The sequence below is a fragment of the Candidatus Cloacimonadota bacterium genome (assembly GCA_020532355.1).
Classification (GTDB): Bacteria; Cloacimonadota; Cloacimonadia; order Cloacimonadales; family Cloacimonadaceae; genus UBA5456.
Window position 1 is genome coordinate 1 of record JAJBBD010000209.1, and the last position, 7,543, is coordinate 7,543.

7 protein-coding genes are annotated in these 7,543 nt (G+C 40.4%); 3 read left to right on the forward strand and 4 right to left on the reverse strand.

Annotation, left to right across the window (positions count from 1 at the left end; genetic code table 11):
* From LHW48_07185 to LHW48_07200, 4 genes are all read right to left on the reverse strand, one after another.
* The coding region (locus LHW48_07185) for a hypothetical protein (protein ID MCB5260241.1) at positions 1-333 on the reverse strand (333 nt) is incomplete at its 3' end.
* On the reverse strand, positions 318-1,106 hold the full coding sequence (locus LHW48_07190; GenBank protein MCB5260242.1) for a dihydroorotate dehydrogenase electron transfer subunit: 789 nt from the start codon (positions 1,104-1,106) through the stop codon (positions 318-320). The genes LHW48_07185 and LHW48_07190, both read right to left, overlap by 16 nt.
* Complete coding sequence (locus LHW48_07195; protein ID MCB5260243.1) at positions 1,107-2,378, reverse strand: dihydroorotase; 1,272 nt, start codon at positions 2,376-2,378, stop codon at positions 1,107-1,109.
* Positions 2,379-2,394: 16 nt separating this feature from the next.
* The gene (locus LHW48_07200; protein MCB5260244.1) at positions 2,395-3,327 is read right to left on the reverse strand and encodes an aspartate carbamoyltransferase catalytic subunit; all 933 of its coding nucleotides are present in this window, start codon (positions 3,325-3,327) and stop codon (positions 2,395-2,397) included.
* A gap of 600 nt (positions 3,328-3,927) precedes the next feature.
* Between LHW48_07200 and LHW48_07205 the strand changes: the two genes are divergently transcribed.
* The 3 genes from LHW48_07205 to LHW48_07215 form a co-directional block, all read left to right on the forward strand.
* Positions 3,928-4,998 (forward strand): ChaN family lipoprotein, encoded by a 1,071-nt coding sequence (locus tag LHW48_07205; protein ID MCB5260245.1) that lies wholly within the window; start codon positions 3,928-3,930, stop codon positions 4,996-4,998.
* Positions 4,999-5,552: 554 nt separating this feature from the next.
* Positions 5,553-6,641 carry a tetratricopeptide repeat protein gene (locus LHW48_07210; GenBank protein MCB5260246.1) on the forward strand — a complete coding sequence of 363 codons (1,089 nt, stop codon included), beginning with the start codon at positions 5,553-5,555 and terminating at the stop codon, positions 6,639-6,641.
* 51 nt (positions 6,642-6,692) lie between these two features.
* Positions 6,693-7,543, forward strand: an 851-nt coding sequence (locus LHW48_07215; GenBank protein ID MCB5260247.1) for a DMT family transporter, incomplete at its 3' end; no start/stop codon positions are given.

Genomic DNA, 7,543 nt, shown 5'->3' on the forward strand with positions numbered 1-7,543 from the left:
AATCAGAGGCATTGTAAGCTTCTTATTGTAGATTGGCACCTTCTCTTTGATAAAAGCATCCAATCCCGAATTTTGCAATCCAATGGAGTTTAACAAGCCCGCGTCTGTTTCGTATAACCTCGGGGGTGGATTCCCTTTTTTGGGTTCCATAGTTATAGTTTTGCATACAAAGGCGCCTAAACATGCCGGATCGAAAAACTCAAAATTCTCCAGGTCAAATGTTCCTGATGCTACAGCTAGAGGTGTTTTTAGCTCCAACTTCCCCAATTTTGTTTTAAGAAGCTTACAAGCATTTGGTCTTATGCCAAATTGAGCATCTAAAGCAGATCCCATCTTACCTCCCTTGCATTAAAAACAGGTCCATCCTTACACACGCGACGATATGTCCAGTTCTCTGGCGTTCCAATGGGAACTGCGCAGCCATAACAAACTCCAATGCCACACGCCATGTATGATTCCAGTGAACAATAATGTTCAATGTTATTTCTAATACTCATCTCAGCTGCTGCTTTTAATAGCCCTTGAGGGCCGCAGCTATACATAGTATCGATCTTATATTTATCGATAACTGCCTGCAATCCATCACACACTTTCCCCTTTCTTCCAATGGAGCCATCCTCTGTCCAGATTTCGTCACAAGGGAAAACATCCCCCTGCGAAGCCCCTCCGTGCATCCAATAGATCTGATTGTGGTTTATAATCTCTTTTTGTAAATACCACAAGGGCGGATATCCTATCCCACCACTTATCAATAAAACTCGCCGACCTATAACGATGGGAAAACCATTACCACAAGGACCAATTATCTCCAATGTGTCTCCGGCATGCAGACGTGATAACGCTACAGTTCCAGGCCCAACCTTTTTTATCATAAAACCTATTCTTCCGCCTTGATTATCGTAAATGCTAACCGGTTTATACAGCTTGGGTATCGTTTGCTCGGCAAATGACGTTGTGATTGGTGCAGAAACTGCACGAATTTCGTAAAACTGTCCCGGTTTACCTGCTGCCCCTAATGTTTCATCCCAAATCCATAGAATAAAGTAATTATCCGAAAGCTCTTCTCGTAGCTGAATTGCTCTTTGGTGATATTGAGGTTTAATCATTTAACTATCCTGATATGTAATTCTACCATTCATGAACGTATATTTAACCCTTGATTTAACTGATTCATTTAACCAAGGACTGTTCGAGCTTTTTGAAAGAAAGCTATCTTCTGTAAAAGAGCTGTTTGAGTTTAGATCTATTATCGTAATATCTGCGCAAGCTCCTTCTTTGATGATTCCTCCAGGCAAATTTAAAAGCTGGGCTGGTTTAGAGCTCAAATTATCCACCAGAGTCTTAAGGCTTATCGTTTTTGTTTGCACAAGCTTATCGTATAGTATAGCAAAAGCAGTCTCAAATCCAATTATTCCAAAGGGAGCATGATCAAACTCACGTTCTTTTTCAAAATCTGCATGAGGAGCATGATCTGAAGCAATGCAATCTATCAAACCTTCTTTTAATGCAGATATGCACGCCTGGCGATCTTTTTCACTTCGTAGAGGAGGTTTCATTTTTGTATTTGTATTAAAACTGCTACACGCTTCTTCGGCAAGAACCAAATGGTGGGGAGTTACTTCACAAGTGACTGGAAGTCCTCGTTTTTTAGCACTGCGTACCAATTCTAACGACCGTTCAGTAGATATATGCGCGATGTGAAGCCTGGCCCCAGCGCTTTCTGCAAGCATAATATCTCGCGCAATGATAACTTCTTCGGCTAACCCTGGTATGCCAGATAATCCAATTCTTGTGGCAACTTTTCCGGCATGAATCTGCCCCTTGCCTGCCAATGCGTAGTCTTCTGGGTGCACAATCACCGGAAGCTTGAAGTTTGCTGCATATCGCAAACAGGAAAGCATTAAGCGCGAGTTTTGCACACAGTTTCCATCATCGCTAACGGCAACAATGCCTCCTGATTTCATGGTCGCCATTTCGCTGATCTCTTCTCCTTTGCTCTGTTTTGTTAGGGCGCCAATAACATAAACTTTCGCACTTCCGAGCTCTTTTGCGCGCAATTGAATATACTCAACCGAAGCAATATTATCGGTAACCGGATCTGTATTGGGCATTGCGCATACTGCAGTATAACCTCCTTTCGCCGCACTTCTGGTTCCTGTTACAATATCCTCTTTGTAAGTTTGACCAGGATCACGCAGATGGGCATGTAAATCTATAAAACCAGGAAATATTGCAGCACCTGCAGCATCTATAGTACGGTCTGCCCTATCATCAATTTGCTTGGCAATACTAGCAATTTTCCGACCATCTATTAGCATCTCTTTTCTTAATAGCTTGCCATCCATATATATACGAGCATTTTTTATGATTGTTTTCATTCTTCTTCTCCCACCATTATGCTTTTCCACCTAAGATCAGAAACATCAATGCCATCCTAATTGCTACTCCATTTGCCACTTGTTCTACTATTACGCTTTGTTTACTATCGGCTATCTCAGGTAAGATCTCCACCCCTCGATTCATTGGTCCTGGATGCATGATCAGTGCATTTCCCTTTGCGTATTTAAGAGTGTCTTTTGATAACACATAGTGCTTACTATATTCCTCTAAACTGGGAAAAAGCCCCTCAGACATTCTTTCTAGCTGCATTCTTAATCCCATTACCACGTCTGCTCCACTTAACGCCTTACCCAAATCGTACTCGACCTTACAATCATAAACGCTTTCCATATTAGATGGCATTAGGGTTTTGGGGCCGCATACTGTCACTTTTGCCCCCAATTTACGCATTCCAATAAGGTTTGAGCGTACAACTCTACTATGCAAAATATCGCCCACTATCGAAATCTTTAAGCCCTTAATATCTCCCCTTTTTTCCCAAATTGAATAGATATCTAAAAGCGCTTGAGTAGGGTGTGCATGACGCCCATCGCCTCCATTTATCACGGGTTTTTGTGAGTACTTATTTACTAACTGGGGACTTCCCGGAGAACTGTGTCGTATGCAATAAAGATCTATACCCATTGCATTTAAAGTATACACAGTATCTTGTAAACTTTCGCCCTTTTGTAATGCAGATACATTAGCCTGAAAACTCACCACATCGGCAGATAGTCTGTTTGCGGCAAGCTCAAAGCTCATTCGTGTACGTGTGCTATTTTCTACAAAAAGCGTGCATACGGTTTTTCCACGAAGGGTTGGAATTTTTTTGTATTCACGCGTATTAATCTCTTTCATTCCTTTTGCTGCTTCAAGAATGTACATGATTTCATCGCGAGAATAATCGTCCAGATCGAAGACGTTGCGACCTAAGAATTGAGGATTCATTTGTTTCTCCTTTCAAGCTCACTGGCATTGATTAAAGGTTAATTTGATACAAGTTTGGCAAATCTATCGCATTCGTCAAGTATAATTTTGGCTCTCATCGGAATCAATTATATATCTTCTTGAAAGATATATAGATAGTTTCACACATCTGCAATTCTTCATTTTTTCGTTGCTATAATTAGCCCGTTTTATTTGGAATTTTGCTGGGTAGTGTCTCAAAGGTTGGTGTAAATTGGAGTCAGCCAGATGAAGAAAAAGCTTGAGCCGGTTCCAGCCCGTCGCAGCAAGGTAGATTGTTTATAAAAAAGAACTTGACTTGGATTAGCTAGATGAATACAATGCAATTGGTTGTTTGGCCTACATAGATTGTGAGTAACAAGGTATATCAGATGCTCTCAAACAACCAGAGAAACAAAGAGTTGGAATTTACGCCAACATTGGGGACTCACCAGTTCGAGTAGAGTCCAGGATCATTTACCAATAGGAGTCTAGTATAGATATCAAATCTGTCGATAGACTCTTTTTCGGCTGATTCAATACTTAGTTCTCTGAAACCATTTCAAATCCCTTCTCTGTTAAATGATATTGCGAGGTTTAAATATGCATAGTGTTCTTGGCACTTATCTTCTGAACGAGGGAAAGCCGCCGATAGATTACATTCTGGGAAAGTTTGAGGATCACGACATCGTGCTTTTGGGAGAAATGCACTATATTCGTCAACAAGTGGAGCTGTATCACCGTGTGATACCCTTGCTTCCGGATTATGGCATCACAATAGTGGCCACAGAATTTGGCCGTCGTGCGGATCAAGCAATGATCGACGAGTTGCTATCCAAAAAGTGGTTCGATTTCCCTCTGGCAAAACGGATCACCCTCAGACAGGAAGCCTTTTGGGGATACCAGGAGTATCTGGATATATTCAGGGTAATCTGGCAACAAAACCGAATAAATCCACCCTCAAAACAAATCCGCTGCGTTGGCCTGAACGATCCCTATAATTGGAAGCTATACAACCAGATATGCCGCGAACAAAACCGCAAACCCAATCCCGAGGAGATCGATTTGATCTGGAAGGATTGCAACGAAATGAATTGGCTGGAAGCGTTAAATGCATATCACAATCCCGGAGTAAGCAAAGTATTCGGTATCATGGGCTCTCACCACGCTTTTACCCTTTATCGCGAACCTAGTTTCAATATTGAGAATGGCTGTAAAGTCTTCAAAGGTTTCGAAACCGTCCGCTTTGGCAACCATCTTCATGATCAGTATAAAGACAGAGTGTGTAGTATCTGCTTCTACGATCCCTGGGATGCCATTAAAGCCGATGCTCCCCGAAAGGCTCCGGGCGGCGGCATCATTGAGACGATAGTCAGTCCACACTTTTCCGAATTGGCTTTTGACCTGAAAGGCAGTCCGGTAGGCGATTTGCCGGATGATAGCTTTTACTCTCTGGGTTATGAGGATTTCCGATTGAGAGACATCGCCGATGGCATGATCTATACCTGCAAATTCTCCCAGTTCAAAGCCCTTACTCCGATACCGGATTTTATTGATGAAGACAATCTGCATGAGTTCCGCGATTTCGCTCCGTTTAACGATATGACAGATAAAAGCTGTGACGAGATCAACAGCACCATCGCTAAGTGGGCTGACATCTCTGACATCTGCTAATTGCCTCGATTGATGGAGATTATATGACTTGAATATTTACTAGTCATTCAAGAAAGGGAAAGTTATCAAGTTACATATTTTCTATCCGATTTCTAAATGTGGTCTTTGGGTGTCATCTAATACTGACCATACTCAAGTGTATATGCACCGATAAAGAGTTTACATTCTTTTCATCATTTTTCTAACCATAATCCAAGATAATCATCATAGCCATCCAAGCTCCTATGCTTAAGCTAGCAATTAGCGAAGGTTAACGCAGATATCAAGCTATAAATTAAGGAACACCCCTGCTTGAACTTGTGCTAAGCATAGCTTGATCTTTTAACAAAGGAACCGATAACAAAAGTTAATTAGTAGCAGACAGTATTATAATCAATTTTCCAGATGCTGCGTTTGCATTAGTTTATTCTGTTGTAGAATCTATCATTAATTCAACTATAAAGATTTACGTCAAAGCTCAATCCTTGATTTGTGAGTTAGACAGATAAAAATGGCTTGACTTTTTATGCCTTACCATTTTTATTGGAAGCAAAGATTAGTACAGGAGATTCCGTATGAGAAAACTCGTTATAATCCTGCTGGCACTGGCATTGGGTCTCAGTGCGTGTAGCACAGCCAGGCAGAAGCTAAGTCCTCGAGCAAACGTTAATGCCAAAACCGCAGGCGTATATTATGCCCAACAGAACGTTGAGAAAGCCGAAGAATTCTATCGCAAAGTATTGGAAGCGCACCCAGATCATGCTTTGTCATTACGCCGTATTGCCGATATCAGTCTGTATAAGGGCGAGAATTTCCCGGCAAAAACTGTAGAATTTAATACAGAAGCTTTTCAATACTATACTAAAGCTCTTGAAATATATGATGGTTATGATGATCTTACTAACGAAGAGAAGTTGGATATTAGAGACATGACTCGTCGTCGAGATGGTGCATGGACAAGAATTTACCGGGCTGGAGATGAAGCAGCCACAGCGGGTAACACTCAAGAAGCTATGGAAATCTTTGAACTAGCTCACGATTTAAATCCAGATCGTTTCGAGCCGATGATTCGCTTAAAGGACATCTATCAGAAAGAACTGAAAGACGATGCTAAGGCCGAAGAAATTCTTCTATCACTTATCGAAAAAGAGCCTGATAATCAAGATTACATTTTAGAAATAGGTGCCTTTTATTTCAATGTGAAGAATTTTGCTGAAGCAGCAAAGTACTTTGAGCAAGCTAGAGAAAACGCACCAGCAGATACAGATAACCTTATGAATTTATCATATTCATACTACGAGCTGGAAAATTATAGTAAGGCTTTGGAGGTAACTCAGGCAGCTCTGGAATTGCAACCAGCAGATCTGGATATTCTGCTCAATGCCCGTGATATAGCATATCGTAGCGATAATAAGGAACTTACAGTTTCATATCTTAAAAAGCTATTAGACATTCGCAGCAACGAATTGGAATATGCACAGCTCTGCTTATTATTAAATGAACTTGAGCAGTATGAAGAGCTGATTTCTTATGCGCAGCAATGGTATCAGTGGGACAACGAAAACGAAGATGCCGTTCAATTTGTTATTCTTGCAGCTGCCAAAACAGATAATAAGCCATTACAAGAGACTTTTACCCGCATATTACAATCCATGAGAGAATAACCTGTTATACAGTAGTTTGAGGGGTGCCAAAGCTCACCCCTCATTTTTTTTATGAAAAATCAATCTAAAAGCTATATATTTGCCGGTTTATCTATTCTTGCCTGGAGTAGTGTTTCAACAGCATTTAAACTTGCTCTTGGGCAGCTAAATCCTGCAGGATTACTATTCTTCTCAGCTCTTTTTGCTACTTTGTTTTTAGCTTGTTACAATTACATCACTGGGCAGCATTGTTTTATTGGGTTTACCAAAAATATCCAACAGTCATTATTTGCAGGTTTCCTAAATCCATATTTGTATTATGTAGTATTGTTTATAGCCTACAATCGCTTAAGAGCACAAGAAGCGCAATCGCTAAACTATACTTGGGCAATAATGCTTTCCATATTATCTGTGGTTTTTCTGGGTGAGCACTTTCGCTTAAAAGATATGCTCGCTCTTCTTGTAAGCTTGGTGGGAGTATTTATTATATCCACTCAAGGAAGCCTTTCTATATTAAAGTTTGATGATGCCTTGGGTAGCTCTTTAGCAATTGGATCTTCATTTATCTGGGCACTATATTGGATAGTAAGTATCAAAGATAAAAGACCGAATTCCTCAAAACTGTTTTACAATTTCTTAGTGGGAACCATCTTAATCTTGTTACACATTATTATTACTCAAGAAAGTCTATTTAAGCCTCAAGCAAGTTTAGCTTATGCTTTATTATCCAGTTTATGGGTAGGAATATTTGAGATGGGACTTACCTTTTTGTTGTGGCTAAAAGCACTTCAATTAACCAGCAACACTGCCAAAATATCCAATCTAATCTTTTTAAGTCCGTTTATCTCGATGTTCTTTATTCAAAGCATCCTGAAGGAATCTATCCATCCGGCTACAATTATCGGATTGTTGCTAATAGTAGT

Coding starts and splice junctions, on each gene's coding strand:
- LHW48_07190 (MCB5260242.1), bottom strand. CDS start 1,106: ATGATTAAACCTCAATATCACCAAAGAGCAATTCAGCTACGAGAAGAG.
- LHW48_07195 (MCB5260243.1), bottom strand. CDS start 2,378: ATGAAAACAATCATAAAAAATGCTCGTATATATATGGATGGCAAGCTA.
- LHW48_07200 (MCB5260244.1), bottom strand. CDS start 3,327: ATGAATCCTCAATTCTTAGGTCGCAACGTCTTCGATCTGGACGATTAT.
- LHW48_07205 (MCB5260245.1), top strand. CDS start 3,928: ATGCATAGTGTTCTTGGCACTTATCTTCTGAACGAGGGAAAGCCGCCG.
- LHW48_07210 (MCB5260246.1), top strand. CDS start 5,553: ATGAGAAAACTCGTTATAATCCTGCTGGCACTGGCATTGGGTCTCAGT.